The sequence below is a fragment of the Archangium lipolyticum genome, assembly GCF_024623785.1.
Taxonomy (GTDB): domain Bacteria; phylum Myxococcota; class Myxococcia; order Myxococcales; family Myxococcaceae; genus Archangium; species Archangium lipolyticum.
Map to the genome: position 1 here is coordinate 17,437 of NZ_JANKBZ010000049.1, position 22,333 is coordinate 39,769.

Here is a 22,333-nt window from a genome sequence, read left to right on the forward strand (position 1 = left end):
GGTCTGAACCCCGTTCACCCGAAGGCGAACTCCTTCCCGAAGCTGTTCACGTCTTCGATCATGTTCGACACGTCGTGCAGCGTGTCGATCGTCCCCACCACCGTGCGCAATGGCGCCACCAACGGGCCCAGTCCGAACGTGCCCGCGATGTCCAGCGCCACCTCTGAGCCCTTCAGCGCGATGCTCGTCCAGTCCTTCGGGTCCTTGTTGAACTCGTCGTACAGGTCCTTGCCGTCTCCAATCGCGCTGATGATGCTCCCGCCAGGAATCGCCGCCCCTCCCGCCTTCGCCACCACCTCCGCGATCTTCTTCTCGATCGTCGTCCTCACCGAATCCGGCAGCGCCGACACGAACTGCTTCGCCAGCTTCCCCATCAGCTCCAGGCCCTCCTGTCCGAACGGCAGCGTCACGCTCGGCTTGTGCGGCCACACCGGCACCTCGAGCTTGTAGTTCTCGCCGTAGCCGATCACCTTCCCCACCGCCTGCATCACGTCTCCCAACGCCCCCGTGATGTCCCCCGACGCCAGCTTCTGCGTCGCCTGGAATACCTCGGCGATGGAGCCCGACTTCACCAACCCCTCGTTCAGGGTGTGATCCCCGAAGAACCGGCCCACGCTCCCCGGCAGCTTGCTCATCAGGTCCAGGAACCCCACCGCCGCGTCCGGATGGTTCGTCGCCAGCGTCTCGCCCGTCGCCCCCAGCGCCTCGATGAACCCCGGCACGTCCCCCTTCGTGAAGGCGTTCACCGCCTCACCCAGGTTCTTGCGGACCTCCGGATCCGACAGCGCCTCGCCTCCCTGCAACACCACGTCCGCCAGGCCCGGCGGCAGCTTCATCGTCTTCGTCAGCTTGTCCGCGATCCGGTCCTTCAGCCCGTCCGGTAGATCGTTGATCACCCCGCCGAAGGACTCGATCGCCTGGCCGAAGTCCTTGTTCTCGATGGACTCCTTCAGCGTCATGATGTCGTCGAGCGCCGACCCCGCGTCCGCCAGGTCCTCCGCCGACTCGAAGCCGATCTTCTCCAGCTTCGTGCGCAGGCCCTCGTTCTTCCACAGGGACTCGGCGATCGCCGTCATCGCCGGCGCGTTGGCCGAGATGCCTCGCAGGCCCTCCTTGATTCCCTCCGGCGTGCCGCTCAGCAGCTGGCCGATCGAGGAGTGCAGCTCCTTGTTCGACACCAGCTCCTTCACCAGGTTCTGGTCCGTCAGCACGTCCCTCAACAGGCCCGGCTTCAGCTTCTCGCCGACCTTGTTGAGCATCGTCGAGACGATCTCCGGCGAGCCCTGCAGCGCCTGGCCCAGCTCCTTCAGCGCCTCCTCCGGCTTGCCCGCGGCGAAGGCCTCGCCCGCGTTCACCAGGTGCGGCAGCGCCGCCCCCGCCTCCTTCAGGTGCTCCTGCGTGATGCCCAGATTGGAGAGCTTCTCCTGCACCCCCGCCGGGAGCTTCTCGTAGATCTTCTGGCCCAGCTTGTTGAGCAGGTCCGGCGCCGCGCCACCCGCCTGGCCCAGCTCGTCCAGCGCCTTCTTCCAGTCGTTGCCCTCGAGGAGCGCGCGGCCGGCCTCCACCAGGTGCGGCGCCGCCGCCCCCGCCTGCTTCAGGTCCTCGGCCGTCAGGCCCACCTTGTCCAGCTTGGCCTTGAGGGTCTCGTCCTTCGCCGCCGCGTCGATGACCGCGTTGCGCAGGCTCTCGTTCTTCAGCAGGCCGGCCACGCCCTCCAGCTGCTTGCCGTCCTGGAGGAGCTTCTTCGCCGACTCGAAGGCCTCGTCGTTGTGGATGAGCTCCTGGATGACCGCCGGGTCCTTCAGGATGCTCTTGCCGACGCCCATGCCCTCGGGGAGCTGCTTCGCGAGCCCCTCGAGCAGCTTCTCGCCCAGCGGGCCGCTCTTCTGGAGCGCGTCACGCACGCTGTCGAGCGCGCCACCGAAGTCCTTGTTGCCCACCTTCTGGGCCGCATCCAGTAGCGAGGGCAGCGCGTCCTTGGCGTGCAGCAGGTCCTTCGGCTCCAGGCCCACCTTGGCCAGCGCGTCCTTGACCGCCTGGGCCTTGCCCGCCACGTTGGCCACGACGTCGCGCAGCTTCTCGTTCTTCGCCAGGTCCGCCAGGCCCGCCAGCTGCGTCTCGCCGTTGGCCAGCTTCGCCACCGCGTCGAGCGCCGCCGCTCCGCCCTCGAGCACCTTCTCGCGGACCTTCGGATCGGACAGCAGGTCCTTCGCCACGCCCTCGGCGCCGGCCGCGACCTTGGAGAAGAGCTTCCTGGCCACCTCGCCCTTGGAGAGCTCGGGGTTGGCCTTCAGCGCGTCGCGCAGCGACGTCAGCGCCTTGTCCGACTGGCCGGCCTCGAGCTGGCCCACCGCGTCGAGCACGCCCTCGGCGCCCTTGCCGAGCGTCTCGAGGTCCTTGGCCTCCAGGCCCGCCTTCTTCAGCGACGCCTGGATGTCCGCGTCCTTGCCGGCCGCCTTCAGCGCCGTGTCGCGCAGCGCGTCGTTGCGCGTCAGGTCCTTCAGGCCCTCCAGCTTCGCCTTGGGGTCTCCCCCGAGGATCTTCCCGAGCGCCGCGTTGGTGCCCTTGTCGTCGAGCACCTGCTTCGCCACGTTCGGATCCTTCAGCAGCTCGCGGCCCAGGCCCGGCTTCGCCTGCTCGGCCAGCGCCGCGAGGCCCTTCTCCGCCAGCGCGCGCGAGCCCTCGGAGGCGACGTCGCTCAGGTGCGAGAGGGCCTCCTCCGGCTTGTCCTTCAGCGCGGCCTCACCGGCGGCGGCCAGGTGCTCCTGGGCCTTCTTGCTGGCACCGGCGTACTCCTCCGGCTTCACGCCCAGCTTCTCCAGGCCCTTCTTCGTCTCCTCGGGGATGGCGTCGGCCTTCTGGGCCAGGGCCGCCTCGCGCGGACTCTTCCCACCCGCCACCGCCTCGGCGAACTTCTGGTCCACGACCTTGCCGGCCTCGCCACCCGCCGCCTTGCCCGCCGCCTGGATGATGTCCGCGAGCGCCTTGGGCTCCGTCCCCTTGCGCGCCTCCTCCAGCTTCGTGGTGGCCGCATCGCGCGCCGCGTCGCCATCCGCCGAGCGCGCCAGCTTCTCGCCCAGGTCCTTCAGCCCGCTCCCATCCTTGATGCCGAGCTTGTCCAGCGCCTGGCGCGTCTCCGGCTTCTGTGCGAGCCGCTCGTAGTCGCTGTTGGCGTCGAGCTGGGACTGCAGCTCCTTCTTCGACGGGCCGGAGGCGCCACCCAGCTTCGCGCTGGCATCCCCCCCGTTCGCCGACTCGAAGCCGGTCTTCTGCAGCTCGTTGCGCAGCGGGAAGGGCTCGGGCTTGCCCTCGGCCTTCGCGGCCTCGTTGGCTTCCACGGTCGCCTTCTGGGCCACCTGGGCCGCCTTCGCGGCCTCCGCCTTCGCGGCTTCCGCGGCCTTCTGCGCCGCCTCCGCCGCCTTCTGGCTCGCCACGGCCTCCTGGTGGGCCTTCTTCGCCTCCTCCTGGGCCTTCTTCGCCGCCGCCGGATCCTTCTTCGGATCCGCCTTCTTCGCCTCGGCCGCCTTCTTCGCCGCCGCTGCCTTCGCCGCCTCGGCCGCCTTCTTCGCCGCCGCTGCCTTCGCCGCCTGCGCGGCTGCCTTCTTCGCCGCCTCCGCCGCCGCCTTCCTCGCCGCCTCCGCCGCCTTCCTCGCCGCCTCCGCCGCCGCGCGACGCCGCGCCTCCGCCTCGGCCCTCGCCCTGGCCGCAGCAGCCGCCGCCGCGGCCGCCGCCGCGCTTCCGTTTCCGTTGATCGTGGTCATCGCTCGGCACTCCCAGGCGCGAAAAGGCCCTGCTCATCGTCGGGAAAATCCGTCCGTCGAAGATTATCGAAATCCGGGATTTGGAGTTTCGCCGGTCGAGAGGATCACGCCTGGGAGTCCGGGTAACCGGGACTCTCCGTGGAGGCACCGACACCGGCCCGGTGCCGACATCGAGCTCGTGGCCCTCATCATTATATGCGGCGATGAAGGCGTCCTTCCCGTCCGCAGGCCGTGCCTGCCCCCGGAAGGTGAAGCTCCCCGAGTACTCCCCCGCCACGAACACACGCCCCGGCTGCGCCGATCCGCGCACCGCGGGCCGTCCGGAACGAAGTATCTCTTCGCTCCATGACGAAACACCGCTTTTCCCCCGCCGAGCGTGAAGCCGTCTACAAAGCCATCAGCGAGCGCCGTGACATGCGCCACTTCCGGCCCGAGCCCATCGACCCGGAGATCCTCGCGCGGCTCCTCCAGGCGGCCCATCTCGGACCGAGCGTTGGCTTCATGCAGCCCTGGCGCTTCATCCGCATCACCGATGAGGCGCTCCGGGGTGAGCTCGTCAGACTGGTGGACCAGGAGCGCGTCCGGACGGCCGAGGCGCTGGGCCCTCGGGGCGAGGAGTTCATGCGTCTCAAGGTGGAGGGCATCCGGGAGTGCTCCGAGCTCTGGGTCGTCGCGCTGACGGACCAGCGCGAGCGCTACGTCTTCGGCCGGCGCACCCTGCCGAACATGGACCTCGCCTCCGCCAGCTGCGCCATCCAGAACCTCTGGCTCGCCGCGAGGGCCGAGGGCATTGGCATGGGCTGGGTCTCGCTGTTCGAGCCCACCGCGCTGGCGAAGCTGTTGGACGCCCCGGAAGGCAGCGAGCCGATCGCCATCTTGTGCCTGGGCCATGTCGATGCTTTCTATGAGCGGCCGATGTTGGAGCTCGAGGGCTGGGACTCGCGCCGGCCGCTGGAGCAGCTCGTCTGGGAGAACCGGTGGCGAGGAGGCGCCACGGACACCCGCCGATCCGCCGATTCCACCTGAGAGCGCGCCCTCCAGACACGCCAGGCCCCCGCGTACTTGTTCCTCCGGAGGATGAGGGACATGGACTCGAAGGACGTGGTGATCGTCGGAGGAGGCCCGTCGGGCCTGAGTGCCGCGCTCGTGCTGGGCCGCGGTCGGAAGAAGGTTCTGCTCTGCGACGCGGGGACGCCCCGCAACGCCTCGGCCGAGCACATGCAAGGCTTCGTCACCCGTGATGGAACCCCTCCCCAGGAGTTCCGGCGGATCGGCCGGGAGCAGCTCCGTCCCTATGATGTCGAGTACCAGAACGCGCGAGTCCTCTCGGTGGACCGGCTAGACTCGGGCTTCCGGGTGGAGCTGGAGGGAGGCCGTGTGGTGGAGACCCGGCGGGTGCTGCTCGCCACGGGCATGGTGGATGTGCTGCCGGACCTGCCCGGCTACCGCGAGCTGTGGGGCAAGAGCCTCTTCCAGTGCCCCTACTGCCACGGCTGGGAGGTGCGGGACCAGGCCTGGGGAGTGCTCGCGACGGACGAGCACCTGCTCGATTTCGGCCTGTTCGTGACGGGCTGGTCGAAGGACGTGGTCGTCTTCACGAACGGAACCCTCGCGGTGCCCGCCGAGCAGCGGTCGCGCCTGGAGCACGCGGGAGTCCGTCTGGAGGAGCGGCGCATCCGCCAGCTCATCGTCCGGGAGGACCACCTCCAGGCCGTGGAGCTGGAGGATGGAGCACGCGTGGAGCGCCAGGTGCTCTTCACCCGCCCGCCTCAACGCCAGACACAGCTCGTGCAACAGCTCGTGGGGAAGCTCGGACTCGCGCTGGACGAGCAGGGGTTCGTGCGCGTGGAAGAGCCCCACAAGCAGACCTCGGTCCCCGGCATCCACGCGGCGGGAGACCTCACGACGATGCTGCAGGGCGCACTCGTCGCGGCCTCGGCGGGGGCCATGGCCGGGTACATGATGAACCACTCCCTCAACATGGAGAACGCCACGCGAGGGGGTTGAGACGGCGCCCTGGAAGAGGCTACGACGGTGAGGATGCCTTCCCGCCACCCCTTGGAGGACCATAGGAGCCGGACCCCCGCGTGGGCGAGGTTCGAGCGCCATCAGCTCCCCATCTGGGTGGGACGATACGGACCGGTCTCGTCCGACCCGGCCCGGGGAATGACTACCCACGCGTATGCCGTCATCATGCTCATCACTCGTGGGCAGACGAAGTTGCGGCACGCGGGACAGCAGGTGCTGCACGAGGGAGACGTGCACCTCATTCCCCCGGGAGATCCGCACGGCGCCGCCCACTTCCAGGACATGGAAGGCTGGGGACTCGCCTTCCACCCCGAGGCCTTTCCCTCCGACGAGGGCTGGGGCAGTGAGCGGGGACTGAAGCTGGGCCCGCTCCTGCGCGTGAGGAGCGGATGCCACCCGGTGCTGAAGCCCTCGGCCGCCCAACGCAAGCGCTTGGAGGGATGGTTCAAGCTGCTCGAGGAGGAGCTGAGCCAGGAGGAGCGGGGCCAGGAGGAAGCCTGCACGGCGCTGCTGCGCCTCATCCTCGTGGAGCTGGAGCGGATCGCCACTCCGCCCGTCGTGCCCGATCCACCGGGATTGAGCCTGGCCCGCCAGGCGCTCACGCACATCGAGGCGAACTGCCTGGAACCGCTGTCCCTGGCGAGCGTGGCCCAGGCACTCGGACGGTCAGGGCCGCACGTGGCCTCCGTGGTGCGCCAGGAGACGGGCCGCACGGTGGGTGAGTGGATATTGGAGTACCGCATGGCCGAGGCGCGGCGGCGCCTGCGGGGCACGGACGAGCGGGTGGACATCATCGCCGAGCGCGTGGGCTACGCGGACGCGACCCACTTCATCCGCCTGTTCCGGCGCCTCCACGGCGTCACCCCGGCCGCGTGGAGGCGGCGGGCCACCGCCGGTTGACTCCAATCGGTATACCCACGAAAGCAGAGCAGACACACTGTCACAGAGATGCGCGTCCGTGCTCGTGAGCAATCTCATACAGAGACAGTGATGACCCTCACAGCGCCACCCATTCGCTCACTGTAATTTTACGTCATCGCCCAATTCTCGAGGAGCCGTAGCCTCGAGACACGCGGGGGGGATGACATGTGGCGAGCGCTTGGATGGATGATATTGGCCGCCCTGGTCCATGGTGCGAGCATCGCGGCCAGCGAGGAGCAAGCGAAGGCGAGGCTGCTGGAGGCACGGGCGGCGTTCGACAAGGCCAACTGGCTCATCGAGACGGGCAGGTACACCGAGGCCCTCAAACACAGCCAACATGCGCTCACGCTGCGAGAGGCCATGCTGGGTGACAATCATTCCGAGGTGGCCGCCAGCCTGAACCAATTGGGCGAGATCTTCCTGCGGCAAAGAAAAGCAGCCAGTGCCAGACCGCTCCTCGAGCGCGCCTTCACCCTCTCCGAGGAATACCTGCGCACCGAGGCGCTCGCGCTCTCCGAGTCCCGCCACACGAGCTTCCTGCAATTCCTCCGGGACGATGAAGCGCGAATCCATGCCCTGCTCCGGGCCCATCCGGACGATGCCCGCGTGCGGCACCTGGCCCTGACCGCCGTGCTGCTGCGCAAGGGCCGCTCCATCGAGGAGACCGCCAACACCTCTCGCATCCTCTACCACGACCTCGGCCCCCAGGACCGCGAGCAGTTCGAGCAACTGCGCGCCCTGCGCTCCCAATTCGCCACGCTGGCGCTCCGGGGCCCCGGCTCGCACTCCCACGCCGAGTACCAACGGCGCCTCGAGGAGCTCGCCTCCCGCGCCGAAGCCCTCGAGGCCACCCTCACCAGGCGCTCGGCTCCCCTGCGTGCGCTCATCACCCTTCCCCCTCCCGCCGAGATGGTCGAGCGTGTCGCCGCCGCCCTCCCCCAGGAGGCGGCCCTCGTCGAGTTCGTCGTCTACGAGGACCGTCCGCGCTCCCCCAAGCCGGGGCCTCACGCCTCGGAAGTTCCCGCTCAGCTCCGCTACCTGGTCCTGGTGCTCTTCCCCGGTGGACGCACCCGCGCCCTCGACCTGGGACCCGCGGCGCCCATCGACCTGGCCACCTCGGACCTGAGCAACGCCCTCGCCAGCCGTGATGCCGCCTACCAGCTCCCCGCCCAGACCCTCTACACCCTGGCGTTCCAACCGCTGCTGCCACTGCTGGGCGATGTCCGCCGCCTCTTCATCGCGCCAGACGGCCAGCTCGGCCTCGTTCCCTTCGATGCGCTGCACGATGGCCACCACTTCCTCATCGAGTCCTTCGACGTCTCCTATCTCACCTCTGGCAGGGACCTGCTGCCCCGCCCCCGGTCTCCCCCGCCTTCACGCTCGGTCGTCGTCATGGCGGATCCACTCCTCGAGTCCCCGCCCTCCACGCAACGCGCGTCCCCCTCCGAATACCGCTGGGCGCCCATCCCCGGCACCCGCCAGGAAGCCCTGGCCATCCAGCGTCTGATGCCCCAGGCCCAGCTCTTCCTCGGCCCCGATGCGACCTCGGAGCGCCTGCTCCAGCAGGCCGCGCCCGGAATCCTCCACATCGCCACCCATGGCTTCTTCCTGGAGAACACCGCGGCTCCCGAGGACACCCGTGCCCTCATCCACGTCGGCGCCACCTCACGGCTCCCACCCCAGCCGCTGCTGCGCTCCGGCCTGGTCCTCGCCAACACCCACGCGGCAGCCACCAACGGCCCTGGCACCCTGGTCACCGCGCTCGAGCTCTCCAGCCTCGACCTGTGGGGCACGCAGCTCGTCGTCCTCTCCGCCTGCGACACGGGCCGCGGCGACGTCAAGCCCGGGCAGGGCATCCACGGCCTGCGCAGCGCGCTCGTCATCGCGGGCGCGGAGACGGTGGTGTCGAGCCTCTGGAAGGTCAACGACGAGACCACCCGCCTGCTCATGGAGGACTACTACCGCCACCTGCGGGCCGGAAAGGGCCGGGCCGAGGCGCTGCGCGAGGCCATGCGCACTCTGCGCGGGAGTTGGCCCCACCCGTATTACTGGGCTCCCTTCATCGCGCTGGGCCAGGATACGCCCCTCCGGGCCATCTCCCCGCACCTCCGCGGGTAGCGGCGCTCGACTTGGCTCGACGGATTCTGAAAGACTGAGGTCATCGATTCCATGGGTCCGCCAAACGCGCAGGATGCTCCGGAGGACCGGACCGAGACGGTGGCCGGGCTGGACCCGAAAGCCACCCCCGTCACGCCCCCCCAACCGGCCGACACCTGGACTCCCCCCACCGAGTTCAACGAGTTCCGCCTGGAGCGCATGCTCGCCCGCGGTGGCATGGGCGTCGTCTACCTCGCCCACGACACCTCCCTGGGCCGCCCCGTCGCGGTGAAGTTCATCGCCTCGGGACAGCCCGAGCCCCTGGTGCGCGCCTACTTCGAGACCGAGGCGCGCGCCATCGCCCGCCTGCAGCACCCCAATGTCGTCACCGTGTTCCGCGTCGGCGCGGTCGGCGACCACCCCTACATCGTCTCCGAGTACGTCGCCGGCCGGACCCTCGCGCAGCTCGCCCTCCCCATCCCCTGGCGGCGCGTCCTCACGCTCGGCGTGGGCCTGGCCCGGGGGCTCGCGGCCGCCCACCGCCAGGGCGTGCTCCACCGGGACATCAAGCCCGCCAACGCCCTGGTCACCCATGGCGGCGAGGTGAAGCTGCTCGACTTCGGCCTGGCCGAGCAGTTCGACCCGGGCGAGTCCTCGCGCGCCTCCGGTGCGCACCCGCCCGCGGGCACGCCCCACTACATGGCGCCCGAGGTCCTCCAGGGCGCGCCGGCCACCCCCCAGAGCGACGTCTATTCACTCGGCCTGACCCTCCACAAGCTGTGCACGGGCAAGCTCCCGCGCCGGACGTCTCCGGGGAAGAACCCCTCGCCCGAGCTCGAGCGGGGCGTGGATCCGGACTTCGCGGCGATCATCCTGCGCTGCCTCGCACCCGACCCGGCCGAACGCTTCGCCTCGGCCGACCTGCTGCGCGAGGCCCTGGAGCGCCTCGAGCAGCTCCACGCCGCCACGCCGCTCGCCGAGGGCAATCCCTACCGCGGCCTGGCGCCCTTCGAGGCCGAGCACCAGTCACTCTTCTTCGGGCGCGACACCGACATCCGCGCCGTGCTCGAGCGCCTGCGCAACCAGCCCCTGACCCTCGTCGCCGGAGACTCCGGGGTCGGCAAGTCCTCGCTGTGCCGCGCCGGTGTGCTGCCCCGGGTGGCAGCCAATGCCGTGGACGAGGGCCGGGAGGTCTACACCGTCACGCTCTGGCCCGGCCTCCGGCCCCTCCAGGCCCTCGCCGCCGCGCTCGCGCCACTGCTCGGCAGGAAGGAGTCGGAGTTCCTCTCCGCCCTCACCGACACCCCGCACGGGCTCGGCCAGACACTGCGTGAGGCGTACCCGGGCAAGCGCGGCCTGCTCCTCTTCGTCGACCAGCTCGAGGAGCTCATCACGCTCGCCGAGCCCAGCCAGGCGGTGCGCTTCGCCCGCATCCTCCGGGAGCTCGCCCTGCCCTCGGCGGGGGTGCGCGTGCTGCTGGCCGTGCGCGGCGACTTCCTCACGCGCGTGTGCGCCCTGCCCGGCCTGGGCGACGAGGCCGAGCGGGCGCTCTATATCCTGCGCCCCATGTCCCCCGAGGGCGTGCGCGAGGCCATCGTCGGCCCGGCGCGCAGCCGCGGCGTGGTCTTCGAGTCCGAGGAGCTTCTCCAGACACTCGTCGCCTCCACGGCGCAGGGCATGGGCAGCCTGCCCCTCCTCCAGTTCGCGCTCGCCGAGCTGTGGGAGCGGCGCAACCCCGCTCAGGGCCGCATCACCCGGGCGGCGCTCGAGGAGATGGGCGGCGTGGCCGGAGCGCTGTCGCGGCACGCCGACGGGGTGCTCGCGGCGCTGAGCCCGGCCGAGCAGCAGGCGGCACGGCGGCTCCTCCTCCAGCTCGTGACGGCGGAGGGCACTCGCGGTGAGCGCAGTGAAGAGGAGCTCGTCGCGGACACGGATGACGCCTCCCGCGCCGCCCTTCACGCGCTCATCGAGGGGCGGCTCCTGCACGCGCGGACCACGGGCGGCAAGGCCCGCTACGGCATCGCCCATGACTCGCTCATCACCAGCTGGGGCACGTTGCGCAACTGGCTCGACGACGACATCGGCCATCGCGCGGTGCGCCAGCGCCTGGAGGTGGCGAGCGCCGAGTGGGAGCGCCTGGGCCGTGCCAGGGATGCCCTGTGGGGGCAGCGTCAGCTCGACGAGACGCGCCCGCTGGCGCCCACGAGCCTGGGCCCCCGCGAGCACGCCTTCCTCCAGGCGTCGCGCCGTGTCCTGAAGTTGCGTCGATGGAGACAGTACCTGACCGTGCTCCTGGTGGTGCTCGCCCTCGCCGCCGTCTACGGGGTGCCGCGCCTCCAGACCTACCTTGAGGATGCGCGCTTCGTCGCCGCCGAGGTGGACACCGCGAGGAAGGCGCTCGACGAGGGCAAGGCCCTGGGAGAGCAGGCCCGTGCCCGGCGCGAGGAGGCGCTCGCGCTGTTCGACAACCGGGCTCCCGCGTCTTTCAGCCCGGCTGTCTCATCCGGCCCTCAAGAGCTCTGGCGAGCCGCTGAGCGGCGGTGGGCCGAAGCTCTCGAGCTGCGCGAGAAGAGCGATGCGGCCCGGGCCCGCGCCAGCCAGTCTCTCGAGAGGGCGCTCGAGCGTGAGCGCGGCCACGGGGAGGCACGACGGCTTCTCATCGAGACCACCTATGAACGCCTGCTCCTGGCCGAGGACTTCCACCAGCAGCGCGAGCGCGACGAGCTGCTGCGGCGCCTGGAGCAGTTGCTCGACCGCGCGGAAGACAGGGACGAGTGGCGGCAGCGGCTCTCGGCACCGGCCAAGCTCGAGCTCGTGACGGAGCCCCCTGGGGCACGTGTCCAGCTCGAGCGCTATGAACCTGACGAGCAAGGGGTGCTGCGCCTCGAGCCTATTCGGGAGTTTGGCCCGACCCCCATCACCCACGCGCGGCTGCCCGAGGGCTCCTACCTCCTGCGCATCACGCATCCCGAGCGCCCGCCACTGGACCTGCCCCTGCTCCTCACGCGCGGTGGCCGCGAGCAGCTCCGCCTTACACTCCCCACCACCCTGCCCCCTGGCTATGTCTACATCCCACCCGGCTGCTTCCTCCGGGGTAGCGCTGATCCAGAGGAGGTGCGAGGCTTCATGAGCAGCCCGCCACTCCACCGGTTCTGTCTCGACGCGGGGTATTTGATAGGCAAGACGGAGGTGACGTTCGAGGATTGGATGGCCTACCTCGACGCCCTGCCCGCGGACGCGCCGGCGAGACGCATCCTCGAGCAGCCGCACTTCAGCACCCCTGGGGCGATCACGCTGCGGCGACAACCCGATGGGCGCTGGCACTTCTCCTTCTATCGAACGAACAAGGACGTCCTCTCGGCACGAGAGGGAGAGCCGTTCCACTATCCCGGCCGGTCCCAGCGCAACACCGTCGATTGGCGCAAGTTCCCCCTCTCCGGCGTCTCCGCCGAGGATTTGGCCGGTTACTTCTACTGGCTCGACCGCACGGGGCGTCTGCCAGGAGCGCGCCTGTGCAGCGAGCACGAGTGGGAGTATGCCGCCCGCGGTGCCGACGGACGCAGATACCCGCATGGCAACCGGCTGCGTCCTGACGACGCCAACATCGATGCGACCTACAATCGGCAGCCCCTGGCCTTCGGACCCGACGAGGTTGGCTCCCACCTGGACTCGGCGAGCCCCTTCGGTCTCACCGATATGACGGGCAATGCGTACGAGCTCACGCGGCCCGTGACACCAGACCTCGGGCGCATCGTCCTGCGAGGAGGCGCCTGGTACTACGATTCCGTTTCCGCGCGTGCCGCCAACCGCTCGCCCGGAGATCCCACCCAACATGACGTGCTGCTGGGCGTGCGCGTCTGCGCGTCGTTCTCCGTCCAGTAGCCCCAGGGGGCTGTGCGCCCCATCACACGAAGCGCGAGAAGACGCTCACAGCCCACCAGCCCTCTTGTTGGTACTTCATCCACAACACTCAACAAGAGGTGTTCCCATGAACGGGTTGCGCAAGTCCCTTGTCGCCTCGGTGTTTCTGCTGTTCAGCTCGCCGGCGTTCTCCGCTGGCCCCGCCGCCTCGAAGTCCCAAGGCCCCAGCACTGGGAGCGCGGCCGCCCCGGTGCCCGAGGCCGAGCGGTACGCCCGCCGTTGTCAAAGCCATGCGCCCAGCCGCAACCACAGTACCCAGGGGACGCTGCTGTGGGGCACCAAGCGAGCGTGGAACTCCAAGCAGCAGGGCGACGAGCAGCGCAGTGTGCTCGTCTCGGTCGACCTCGACGCTCCGCGCCTCACCGATGACAGGGTGAAGAGCCTGCGACTGGAGAAGGGGCACCTGGTGGCCTCACCCCAGGCGTCCACCAGCCTGGTGGGCACCGTGCTGCAAGGCACCTCCAGCCAGGGCAAGCCCGTGGAGGTCGCACTGTGCGGGGCCGAGCCCGCGCCCGAGGATCCGGACATGGTGTGGTACCGCATCGAGACGTGGAACCCGGTGGCCCAGGAGTGGGAGAACCCGTGCGCGGCCAGCGACACCGTCGCCGACCCGAGGGCGGTGGCGGTGGGCGGCGTGTGGGACGCCAGCGGGGCGCGCCACGACGTGCCGGGCAAGCTCACCCTGGCCTGTGAGGCTGGCGTCATCACCAAGTGCATCCGTTGGGGCTACAAGCCCTGGGCCAGCCGGGACGGACAATCCCTGGCGGAGCTGCACCAGGCCTGCACGCGCATGGCTCGCGCCGACTACTGCGGCAACGGCCGGAGCCACACCCATGACGGCACCCTCATCGACATCTATGACAGGCTGGGCGTGCTCTCACCGACGACGGAGGTTTCGGCGGGCTGGGACCCTGCGCGCGCATCCTTCGAGGCGGCCTGGGGGCCTGACGGGGCCACGTGCCTGTCTCGCACGCGGGATGGGCGGGCGCTGGAGACGATCCTGAAGGAGTGCCCGGGGCGCTTCCAGGTGGGCGAGCCGGTGGAGCTGGGACAGGAGGACCGCTGCACCGCGCGGCGCGCGGACCTGAACGCGGAGACGGTGTTGCTGCGCAATCGCTCGTACGAAGGCCAGAAGGACGCCAGTGCCCAGACAGGAGGCCGGTAGTCCCGCGGGCGGCTGAGAGCCTTGCGGCGGCCGGCTCAACGACCCTTCTCGCCGGACGAGGCCGCGCCGAAGGTGTCGCACGCCTCGAGGGTGCCCTGCTCGAGCCCGCGGCGGAACCACCTGACGCGCTGCTCGGAGGAGCCATGGGTGAAGGACTCGGGCATGACCCGGCCGCTCGCGCGCCGCTGCAACGTGTCGTCACCGATGGCCGAGGCGGCGTTGAGCCCCTCCTCGACATCCCCCGTCTCGAGCACCTGGCGCTGGCGCTGCGCATGGTGGGCCCAGATACCGGCGAAGCAGTCCGCTTGCAGCTCCTGCAACACGGACAGGGCGTTGGCGTCCGTCTGTCCCATCCGGCCGCGCATCGAATGGACCTCGTCGGAGATGCCGAGCAGGTTCTGCACATGGTGACCCACCTCGTGGGCCACCACATAGGCGCGCGCGAAGTCACCGGGAGCGCCGAAGCGGCGGTCCAGCTCACGGAAGAAGGTGAGGTCCAGGTACACGCGCTGGTCCAACGGACAGTAGAAGGGCCCCACGGCGCTCTCCTGGAAGCCGCAGGAGGACTCCACCGCGTCCGAGAAGAGGACCAGGCGCGGCTCGGCATAGCGCACGCCCTGGGGCTCGAGCAGACCGGGCCAGGTGTCCTCGGTGTCCGCGAGGATGACGGAGACGAAGTCCTCGAGCTCCGCCTGCGCGGGGTCCACCTGCGCCCCCGAGCCGCCGGTGCCCACCTGCCCCGAGGGGCTCCGCGAGGCCCCGGACGGGAGTTGCTCGGGGTCACCACCGAACAGCATGAACAAGATCGCCAGCACCAGCGCCCCGGCGCCGCCACCGACCGCCAGCGGGCGCCCCGCGCGCATGCCGCGCCGGTCCTCGATGTTCGAACTGCGACGACCCCCTTGCCACCTCATCTGGCCCCCTCTCCTGACGAACACCTCGCTCGCACCAAGGTAGGCAGCGAGGCACACGGCATCGACCACCTGGCGCCCGCTCGCGAGGAAGGAGGGGGAGCGAGCGTATTCGTGCACGAGAGCCATTCAACATGGCGTCCGCTCGTCCCACGAACCTGGTGGATTGGAGAGGCGAACGCAATGACGTAGCCTTGGACGCGACTCACATCCCAGGGGGGAGTCATGCGGAATCAGATGCGCTTCGGACGCGCCGTGCTCGTGGGCGGCAGCATGGCGGGCCTTTTGGCGGCCCGAGTGCTTGCCGATCATTTCGAGGAGGTCATCGTCCTCGAGCGGGATCCCGTGAGCGATGGGCCCGATGCGCGCAAGGGTGTACCCCAGGGTAGCCATGCCCACGGGCTCCTGGATGCGGGACGACAGGTGCTCGACACGCTCTTCCCCGGGCTGATTCAGCAACTGTATGCCGAGGGTGCGGAGCGCATGGACATGGCGCGCGACGGGGCCTGGTACACGTCTGGCACCTGGAAGCCGCGCTACGTCAGCGGTATCGAACTCATTCTCTGTACCCGCCCCTGGCTGGAGTGGAAGGTACGCGGTCGCGTCACCGCGCTCCCCCAGGTGCGCTTCCGCCAGGGCTGTTCCGTGGAAGGATTGCTCACGGACGCATCCGCCACCCGTGTCACGGGCGTCAGGATGAAGACCCCCGAAGGTGAGGAAAGCCTCTCGGCGGATCTCATCGTGGACACCAGTGGCCGCGGCTCGCACGCCCCAGCCTGGCTGGAGACGCTGGGTTACGGAAAGCCCGAGGAGGAGAAGGTCGACCTTCTTCAGCTCACCTATACCAGCCAACTCTTCGCTCCCCCCGCGTGCCATAAGGGGGACTGGAAGATGTTGTCCATCTTCCCCCGGTCACCCGAGGAATGGAGGGGAGGCGCCATCACGTGCGTGGAAGGCAACCGCTGGCTCGTCACCCTCTTCGGGTACTTCGGTGACGCCCCTCCCTCGGATGAGCAGGGCTTCCTGGAGTTCGCCCGCTCGCTGCCCAAACCCGACATCCACGAGGCCCTGCTCGAAGCCCAGCCGCTCACCAGGGCCACCGTCCACAAAATCCCCTCGAGCCGGCTGATGCACTACGAGCGGCTGGAACGATTCCCAGAGGGTTTCATCATCCTCGGGGATGCCGTCTGCGCCCTCAACCCCGTCCATGGACAGGGGATGACGGTCTGCTGCCTGAGCGCCCGATTGCTCGGGGAGGTGCTCACCCAGTGGGCCCGGTCCTCCCCAGGCTCACTCCATGGGCTGTCCCGGCGCTTCCAGAACAAGCTCTCGCGGCTCGTGGGTGTTCCCTGGTTCATGTCCACCACCATGGACCTGAAGTATCCCCAGGTGCGGGGCCGGCGCAGCCCGGGTCTGGGACTGCTGCACTGGGGGTTCGGCTCCCTGCTCGACCTGAGCTCGGTGAGCACGCTCGCCTGCCAACGGTTCTACGAGATGATGCACATGCGCTGTGGCTCGGAAGCGCTGCTGCGGCCCGATCTCCTCGCGCTCCTCACCACCTACGGGCTCAAGAGCCTCTTCGTTCCCCTCCCTCGGCGGGCCAACGTGCACACCATGCCACGGGCTCCAGCCTGAGCCCGCTCGAGCACTCGGAAGCTTTTCCAGCGTGCACATCCAGGCTCCCGGGTAGGCTGGACATACAGGGAAAACTCTGGCCCTATGTTGTCGTATGCTGTTGGACCGCTACGAAATCCTCTCCGAGCTGGGCCGAGGTGGGTTCGGAACCGTCTACAAGGCCCGGCAGCTCGCGACTGGCCAGTCCGTGGCCATCAAGGTTCTCCACGGACTCCGCGGACTGGGCGATGAGGACCAGCAGCGGCACATCGCCCGCTTCCAACGGGAGATGAGGCTGTGCGGCCAGCTCCACCACCCCAACATCGTCCGGTTGATCGACTCTGGCGTCCTGGACGATGGGCGTGTCTACACCGCGTTCGAGTACGTTCCTGGTCAGACCCTCGCGAAGCTCCTGGCGGAGGGCGGTGCGCTGGCGCCCACCGAGGCGCGGCACCTCATGTTGCAAACCCTCGACGCCTTGAGCTGCGCGCACTCCATCGGAGTGGTCCATCGGGATCTCAAGCCCCATAACATCATGGTGGTCGCCACGGGCGCGCGACGGAACGCGTTGGTGCTCGACTTCGGGCTCGCCACCCTGGTGGACGACTCCCAGTTCAAGAAGAACTACGCGACGCTCACCGGTGCGCATGAGGTCCTCGGCACCCCGGCCTACTCGGCCCCCGAACAGCTCCGGGGATTGGCCGCGACCCCCTCCTCCGATCTCTTCTCCTGGGCGCTGGTGTTCCTGGAATGTCTCACCGGGGTGCGGCCAGTCCGTGGCCGCACGATGCAGGAGATCATCTTCCAGCAGCTCGGCCCCCATCCCATCCCGATGCCCTCCGCGCTCCGGGCCCATCCGCTCGGCCGAATCCTGGCACGGCTGTTGTCGAAGGACCCCGAAGCGCGGCAGGTGAAGAGCGGCAAGCTCCTACGCGAGATCGACGCCTGCGATCTCAAGGGCCTGCAGCTCCCGGTGGCGGTGCCCGAGCGGGCCTCGACGGGTCCCGAGCAGAAGGACCAGCCCTCCGAGGAAAAGGACGTCTCCACCCACACGGCCATGCCCCAGGTGGGGTTGACGGCGCCAAAACCGGTGGAGGGTGCACACTCCCCCCAGTTGGAAGACAAACGACATTGGCACACCGCCTTGTGCTGCACGCTCAACCTCACGCCCAAGTCGAAAGACGGGTTCGACCTGGAGGAGAGCGACGAATGCATACAGCTCGGGCAGCAGGTCTGCATCGAGGTCGGACGCTCGTTCTCCGGCAGCCTCGGTAGCATCCTCGGAGATCAAGTGCTCCTCTATTTCGGGCTTGAGGCCAGAGATCCCGAGCATGCACAGAACGCCGCCTATGCCGCCCTGGAGCTCATCCAGGAGCTTCGTCGGCGCAGTGCGCGGGCTCCCGCGCACAAGCGGGAGTCCCTGGAGGTGCGAGCGAGCCTCCACAGTGGCCCGACCGTGGCGCACCGCGCCGGCCTGTTGGGCACGGTGCCAAGGATCGCGGCGCAGCTCAGCACCCGTGCACCGCCGGGACGAATACTGGTGAGCGCGGACACGGCACAATTGCTTCGGGCCAGTTTCATCCTCGAGCTCGAGGGAGAGCACGGCCCCGCCTCTTCGTCATCGCAGACATTCTGGCTCAAGAGTCAGCAGGGGCACCGGGCGAACGAGCCCGTGAACGGCGGGCCCTGACAAGGTTCCCGCTCCATCCGGACGCGAGCCCGCCGTCGGGTTTTCAGCTCCCATGAAGGCAGCTATAGTCCGTGGCCCGTGCAAGGGAGCGCCATGGATGAAGCGAAGAGGCAAGTGATTGCTGCTGCATTGAAAGAGCGTTACGAATTCCTATACAAGTTGGGGGAAGGAAGCTTCGGAACGATCTTCAAGGCGCGCCAGCTTGCCACTGGTCAACCGGTGGCGCTCAAGGTCTTGCGCGTCGCGGAGGACGCCTCCGCGGAGGAAAGGGAGAAGCGCGTCGGGCGCTTCGAGCGCGAGATGCAGATTTGCGCCCGCATGCATCACCCCAACATCGTCCAGCTCATCGACTCGGGACAGGCGGAGAAGGGGCTCGTCTACACCGTCTTCGAGTACGCGCCCGGCAAGAACCTGGCCCAGGTGCTCGAGGAAGAGGGGGGCCTGGAGCCGAACGAGGCGCGGCACCTCATGCTTCAGCTCCTGGATGCACTCGCCTGCGCTCACTCGATGGGCGTCATCCACCGGGACCTGAAGCCCGCCAACATCATGGTGGTACCGACGGGCGCTCGCAGGAACGCGCTGGTGGTCGATTTCGGCATTGGTGTGCTCACCGGAGAGGACGCTCCTCATCCACACATCACCCCCACCAACGAGTCCATCGGTACACCCGCCTATGCCGCTCCCGAGCAACTCCGGGGCCTGCCACCGACGCCTCGCTCGGATCTGTACGCCTGGGGCCTCATCTTCCTGGAATGTCTGACGGGCAAGCGCGTCATGGAAGGGGCCTCCGCAGCGGAGGTCATCTACAAGCAGTTGTCCGCGGAGCCCATCCCCTTCCCCGAGACGCTGCTGGGGCACCCGCTCGGAGACCTGCTCCGGCGGGCGACACAGAAGGAGCCCTCCGCTCGCGATGTCACCGCCAAGGAGCTGCTGCGGGAGCTCGAGGCCATCGACATGAGCGGGCTGGCCAGCCGCTCCGGCTCGGTGGAGCGGCATCCGGCGCTGGGGGCGGACACCGCCACGTTGGAGCAGGCCAGTCCGCCACAGGACAGCCCTCCTCCTTCCGAGCGGCTCGTCCAGGGCGAGCGCCGGCAGATCACCGCCCTGTGCTGCAAGCTGGCCGCCTCGAGCGTTGCCGATGCGAACGTGGACTCGGAAGAGCAGGATCAACTCCTCGGAGCCCAGCAGGATGTCTGCGGCGACATCATCCGCCGCTTCGAGGGATTGGTGGCTGGCGCGCTCGGCGACACGATGCTGTTCTACTTCGGGTACCCGAAGGCACGGGAGAACGACGCGCAGCTCGCCGCCAAGGCCGCGCTGGAGATTTCAGCCGAGCTCGGGCGGCGTGCAGCGGAGATCGAAGCGCAGCATCGGGTACGCATCGAGTTCCGCCTCGGGCTGCACACCGGCATGGTCGTCGCGCGGGAGCTGCGTGACTGGACGAGCTCGGGCTCCCCGTCGGGCTACGTCGTCGGAGCAACGCCCAAGGTCGCCACCCAGCTCTGCGAGCTGGTGCGGCCAGGAAACATCGCCGTCAGCGGTGAGACCGAGCGCTTGCTGCGCAAGCACTTCGTCCTCGAATCCCAGGGTCTCCATCCCCTCGACGGCGCGGACTCTCCCCTGGAGTTCCACCACCTCTACGAGGAGAACCACTCCAAGGGCTTGTCCGGGGTTCCCCTCGTCGGTAGGGACAAGGAGCTGGAGATTCTGCTCGAGCGCTGGCGCGCGGCCGCCGCCGGCATGGGACAGGGAGTATTGATCAGCGGTGAGCCCGGTATTGGAAAGTCCCGGCTGGTCCGCGAGCTCCAGGTGAAGCTCGAGGGACAGGCCCACACCTGGCTGGAATGCCGTTGCACGCATACCAGCACCAACAGTCCCTTCTACTCCATCGGTGGCCTCCTGAGCGGGTTGCTGGACTCGTCACGGGATGCGAGCGCGGAAGCCAAGGTGGGCAAGCTCGAGCAGATGCTCTCCCATTATGGATTCGAGCTCGCCGAGGCCATGCCGCTGTTCGCCCCCTTGTTGTCCCTGCCCTTGCCTCAGCGCTGGCCCGAGCTCGATGTCTCGGCCCAGAAGAGGCGGGAGCTGCTCCACGAGGCGATCCTGTCGCTGTTCTTCGAGATCGCTGAAAAGGCCCCGGTGACGCTGGTGATCGAGGACTTGCATTGGGCCGACTCCAGCACTCTGGAGTTGCTCGGGCAGTTCCTCGCCGAAGTCGGTTCGGCCCGGGTCCTTGCCCTCTTCACCACCCGGCCCGAGCTCACCCCTCCCTGGCTGGCCACGGTATTCCCGCTTCAGCTCGGACGCCTCGGACGGGCCGAAGTCGACCATCTGGCCCTGCAGCTCACCCACAACCGGCCACTTCCACCCGAGGTGCTCGAGCAGCTCTCGAACCGCACCGACGGCGTGCCGCTCTTCGTGGAGGAGCTCCTGCGAACCCTGACGGAGTCGGGTGTCCTCGTGGAGCGCAACGGCGCCTACATGCTCGAGCGCCCACTGTCCGACGTCTTCGTTCCGGCCAGTCTGCGCGACTCGCTCGTTTCACGGCTGGATCACCTCGGCCGGAGCAAGGAGACGGCCCAGGTCGCCTCCGCCATCGGGCGGGAGTTCTCGGCCGAGCTGCTCCGGGCGGTGAGTCCCCTCGCCGAACCCACGCTGGAGGAGGATCTCCACAAGCTCATCTCGGCAGGACTCATCTACCGCAGGCGCCGGCTGAGGAGCTCCATGTATGTCTTCAAACATGCACTGATCCGGGACGCGGCCTACGACACCATGCTCAAGCGCTCACGGCAACAAGTGCATGCGCGCATCGCCAGGGCCCTGGCGGAGCGATTCCCAGAGACCGTCTCGGAGCACCCGGAGCTGCTCGCCCATCACCACGCGGCGGCGGATCAGAAACGGCAGGCGATCGACTACACGCGGCGGGCGGCGTTGAGTGCCCTCCAACGTGCGGCGACCAGCCAGACCCTCGCCCATTGCCGGACGGCGATGGGCTGGTTGGATGCCATTGAAGATCCACGTGAGCGTGCCGGAACGGAGCTGGCCATCATCGGCGTCCTCGCGCCGGCGCTGATGACAGCCGAGGGCTACGCCGCCCCCAGTCTGGGCAATGCCTTCACGCGTGCGCGCTCGCTCTGCGAGTCACTGGAAAAGCCGCCGCAGCTCTTCCCGGTGCTGTGGGGACTGGGCGCCTTCTACGCGGTGCGGGCGGAGCACCGCACCGCCCTCGAACTCGGGACGGAGGTCCTGGAGATGGCCGAGAGGCAGGGGGATCCGGCGCTCTCCGTTCCCGCCCACCTCTTGAACGGCGGAACCCGGCTCTGGAGAGGAGAATTCAGCGCCTCCCGAACGCATCTCGAGGAAAGCATTCGCAAGCACGAGCCCGAAAAGCACGGAGCACTCGCGGATCTCTATTCCTACGAGCCTGGGATTTCGACCCGCTCCTATCTCGCGTTGACCCTTTGGTTCCTCGGGTATCCGGAACAGGCGCTCGCATCCTCCCGTGAAGCCACCAGGCTCACCGCCGTGCTGAACCATTTTCACACCTCGGTCCATACACTGGTTCGCTCCACGCAACTCCACCTGCTCCGGAGAGAAGGTGCGATCGCGCTGGAACAGGCCGAGCGCATCATCGCCACCTCGGTGGAGAAGGGCCTGGCGCTGTGGCATGCACAGGGCAGGATTCTGCGCGGCTGGGCGTTGCTCGAGAGCAACCGGGCGGAAGAGGGGATTGCCGACATGCTCGCGGGCATCGCCGGTTGGGCGGAGACGGGAGCGGAGGTGCATCGCGCGTGGTCGCTGACCGTGCTGGCGGACGCCTACCGGCAGGTGGGGCGTGCGCAGGAAGGACTGGCCGCGATCTCCGAGGCGCTCGAGGTGTGCCAGAAGAATCAGGATTGCATCTACGAGGCAGAGAGCCACCGGCTTCATGGGGAGTTGCTGCTGGCGCTCGCGGCTCCGGGAGCGGAGGCGCGAGCCGAGGAATGCTTCGCGAGAGCGCTGGAGCGCGCCCGCCAGCAGCAGGCCAGGGCCCTGGAGCTGCGAGCCGCGATGAGTGCTGCCCGCCTGTGGAAGCAACGCGGCGAGGAAGCCCGCGCCCGCCGCCTGCTGCAGGACGTGCTCGGGGCTTTCAGCGAGGGGCAGGATACGCGTGACCTGATGGAAGCGGCGGAACTGCTTCGCCAGCTGTGAGCACCGCCCGGAGGCCGCTCCGCGAGCCGCCGCG

11 protein-coding genes are annotated in these 22,333 nt (G+C 68.8%); 9 read left to right on the top strand and 2 right to left on the bottom strand.

Features of this window, described 5'->3' with window-relative positions:
• Positions 1 to 14: 14 nt before the first annotated feature.
• Positions 15 to 3,761: a globin family protein gene (locus NR810_RS49050; RefSeq protein WP_257462892.1), complete on the bottom strand. Its 3,747-nt coding sequence runs from the start codon at positions 3,759 to 3,761 to the stop codon at positions 15 to 17.
• A gap of 345 nt (positions 3,762 to 4,106) precedes the next feature.
• On the opposite strand from NR810_RS49050, the gene bluB reads away from it, so the two are divergent.
• From bluB to NR810_RS49080, 6 genes are all read left to right on the top strand, one after another.
• On the top strand, positions 4,107 to 4,787 hold the full coding sequence (bluB, locus tag NR810_RS49055; RefSeq protein ID WP_257462896.1) for a 5,6-dimethylbenzimidazole synthase: 681 nt from the start codon (positions 4,107 to 4,109) through the stop codon (positions 4,785 to 4,787).
• A gap of 60 nt (positions 4,788 to 4,847) precedes the next feature.
• Positions 4,848 to 5,768, top strand: coding sequence for an NAD(P)/FAD-dependent oxidoreductase (locus tag NR810_RS49060; protein WP_257462898.1), 921 nt, complete (start codon positions 4,848 to 4,850; stop codon positions 5,766 to 5,768).
• 186 nt (positions 5,769 to 5,954) lie between these two features.
• Positions 5,955 to 6,689 carry an AraC family transcriptional regulator gene (locus tag NR810_RS49065; RefSeq protein ID WP_407653906.1) on the top strand — a complete coding sequence of 245 codons (735 nt, stop codon included), beginning with the start codon at positions 5,955 to 5,957 and terminating at the stop codon, positions 6,687 to 6,689.
• Between the two features lie 186 nt (positions 6,690 to 6,875).
• Positions 6,876 to 8,828 (top strand): CHAT domain-containing protein, encoded by a 1,953-nt coding sequence (locus tag NR810_RS49070; protein ID WP_257462902.1) that lies wholly within the window; start codon positions 6,876 to 6,878, stop codon positions 8,826 to 8,828.
• Between the two features lie 51 nt (positions 8,829 to 8,879).
• Positions 8,880 to 12,689 (top strand): bifunctional serine/threonine-protein kinase/formylglycine-generating enzyme family protein, encoded by a 3,810-nt coding sequence (locus tag NR810_RS49075; protein WP_257462905.1) that lies wholly within the window; start codon positions 8,880 to 8,882, stop codon positions 12,687 to 12,689.
• A 106-nt stretch (positions 12,690 to 12,795) separates the two neighbouring features.
• Complete coding sequence (locus NR810_RS49080; protein ID WP_257462907.1) at positions 12,796 to 13,893, top strand: ADYC domain-containing protein; 1,098 nt, start codon at positions 12,796 to 12,798, stop codon at positions 13,891 to 13,893.
• Between the two features lie 35 nt (positions 13,894 to 13,928).
• On the opposite strand, the gene ypfJ is transcribed toward NR810_RS49080, so the two are convergent.
• Positions 13,929 to 14,807, bottom strand: coding sequence for a KPN_02809 family neutral zinc metallopeptidase (gene ypfJ, locus NR810_RS49085; protein WP_257462908.1), 879 nt, complete (start codon positions 14,805 to 14,807; stop codon positions 13,929 to 13,931).
• A 222-nt stretch (positions 14,808 to 15,029) separates the two neighbouring features.
• Between ypfJ and NR810_RS49090 the strand changes: the two genes are divergently transcribed.
• The 3 genes from NR810_RS49090 to NR810_RS49100 all read left to right on the top strand — a co-directional run bounded on the left by NR810_RS49090 (position 15,030) and on the right by NR810_RS49100 (position 22,299).
• The gene (locus tag NR810_RS49090; protein WP_257462914.1) at positions 15,030 to 16,439 is read left to right on the top strand and encodes an FAD-dependent oxidoreductase; all 1,410 of its coding nucleotides are present in this window, start codon (positions 15,030 to 15,032) and stop codon (positions 16,437 to 16,439) included.
• A 94-nt stretch (positions 16,440 to 16,533) separates the two neighbouring features.
• The gene (locus NR810_RS49095; protein ID WP_257462916.1) at positions 16,534 to 18,108 is read left to right on the top strand and encodes a protein kinase domain-containing protein; all 1,575 of its coding nucleotides are present in this window, start codon (positions 16,534 to 16,536) and stop codon (positions 18,106 to 18,108) included.
• 93 nt (positions 18,109 to 18,201) lie between these two features.
• Positions 18,202 to 22,299, top strand: coding sequence for a TOMM system kinase/cyclase fusion protein (locus NR810_RS49100; RefSeq protein WP_257462917.1), 4,098 nt, complete (start codon positions 18,202 to 18,204; stop codon positions 22,297 to 22,299).
• The last annotated feature ends 34 nt before the right edge of the window (positions 22,300 to 22,333 follow it).